At 69.2% G+C, this 1988-nt stretch carries 1 protein-coding gene; it reads right to left on the bottom strand.

The features are described from left to right. Nucleotides 1-883 precede the first annotated feature (883 nt). Nucleotides 884-1699, bottom strand: coding sequence for a hypothetical protein (locus E1294_RS51760; protein WP_132520669.1), 816 nt, complete (start codon nt 1697-1699; stop codon nt 884-886). Nucleotides 1700-1988: the final 289 nt, after the last annotated feature.

The following is a 1988-nucleotide window of genomic DNA, read 5'->3' as shown; positions in this document are numbered from 1 at the left end:
CCGCCAGACAGGCCCGGCCCGCCGCCTCCGTTCGAACTTCATCAACGGCATCAAAGAACTCCCGGTCGCCATCGGCTAACCTCACCCCTCCGGCGCTTGTCACAGCGCCTGACGCTCTACACCAGGAACGCCGATCCGCTCAGGACCTACGTACGCGAAGGCGAGGATCCAACGGCCACAACCATGCTCGCCCATCGCCACCCCCTGACCAGGTAACTCTCAGTGGCGGGCCGCTCTGCCGGGGCAGGAATGCGCGCACGACACGGTCACCCGTCGCCGCACGGCTCGTTTCCCGGCAGCCGTTCGTCAGGTCGTCGGTCACCCACAGGCCGCGCCCGGTTTCTTCATCCGCCTCAGGGCAGCGCATCGGGACCGTGGCCGACAGCCCCGAGTTCGCCACCTCCAGTTCGCCGTAATGGATGGACGAGAGCAGACCCGGCCGTACGCACGTGGCAGCCGAGTGGAGCACGGCGTTGCTCACCAACTCCGACACGATGAGCTGGAGATCCGGCAGTACGGGCTGCTCTGCGCCCATCCACTTCGCCAGTTCACTACGGGCCGGCCCAGGCAGGAGCGCAGGATCGGCTAGATCTTTCACCAACCAGACACGAAGGCCTGCGCACGGGAAATCTGACATGTTTGCTCGCATAGGAAATCGCCCTGCCTGCTGGGCCTGACTACGGAACCTTCATTCCGTATGTGCTGGCGGGGATCGCAGCCGCCCGATTCGCTTGCCAGGCTCGCACCACCAGAACAGCCGCCCGACTCACTCGCCAGGTTCGCAGGACTGCTTGCGCGCGAAAAGGCGGCAATGCCAGGCCGTCAGGCGGACATTTGCCGGACTTGCATCCGGCTCTCCCATGGTCGCCGACACCCGGGCGTCTCAGCGGCCGGGGCGGTAGCGGGACCTGTGGCGGGCGGCTCGGATGCGGCGCAGGACACGTTCGGTGCCCCCAGGCCCCGGACGCCAGCCGCGCTCCAGCAGGGCGCTGGAGACATGCCGGAGCAGGTCGGGGACCTGGCCGGGGATGGCGTCTCCCCGGACGGCGATCACCCTCCAGCCCAACCGCCGCAGCGCTTCCCTCCGGTCGCTGTCGTGTCGCTGGTCGGTGGGCGAGGTGTGGTGGCCTTGGCCGTTATATTCGACGGCGACCTTGAACTCCTCCCAGCCCAGGTCAAGGTAGGCGAGCCGGCCGCCGACCAGCTCGACCCTGATCTGGCAGGCAGGCCGGGGCAGGCCGCCCTCGACCAGGATGACCCGCAGCCAGCTCTCGCGGGGTGAGCGGGCTCCCGGGTCGGCGAGGGTCAGGAGGTCCCGCAGATGCCACGAGGTGAGCGGCCGGTGCCATAAAGCGTCCATGTCGACGCCCTTGCGGGCCAGCTGGTCGAGGACCGCCACGGCGTCCATGCGCGGCAACCAGCGGGCGCAGTCGAGAGCCGTGCGTTCCATGGTGGCGAGGCGGACGCCGTTGTGCGTGGTGACGTCCGCGCCGAGGAGCGGGGTCACGTAGGTGACGCAACCGGGGAGCGCCAGGTGGGCGGGTGCGGCCAGCTCGACGGGCCAGTCGGCTTCCGGGGTGGTCAGCACGCTCACGCCCCAGATGTGGGCGGCCGTCCGGTGGCACGCGACGGCCTGCGGCACCACGCGCGTGACCCTCGCGGCGCGCAGGACCAGCGAGTCTGATGGTGGTTGACGCATGTGGCCAAGAGTGACCTGGCCGGGCGACGGGGCCACGCACCGAACGTGATTCTGTGGATGGGTAGGAGTCATGCACAGGGCGAGGGATGGGCACACCCTTGGGTGCCGGTTTTCCCGAAGCCTCTGGCCGGCTCAGCCAGCCACCGACCCCCTACGTCAGCCCGGTTCGTCGAACAGGTCGTGGAGGGTCTGGGTGGTGGCGGCGCGGATGGCCCAGTTTTCGAGCTGGGCCAGGTCGGTGCAGGTGGTGATCCGGGTGCGGGTGTCGTCGGGGACGGCGAAGCCGCGG

Origin of the sequence: Nonomuraea diastatica (assembly GCF_004349015.1) — a bacterium.
Taxonomy (GTDB): Bacteria; Actinomycetota; Actinomycetes; order Streptosporangiales; family Streptosporangiaceae; genus Nonomuraea; species Nonomuraea diastatica.
The sequence above is the reverse complement of the archived record's forward strand: the minus strand, read 5'-3'. Positions and strand labels throughout refer to the sequence as shown.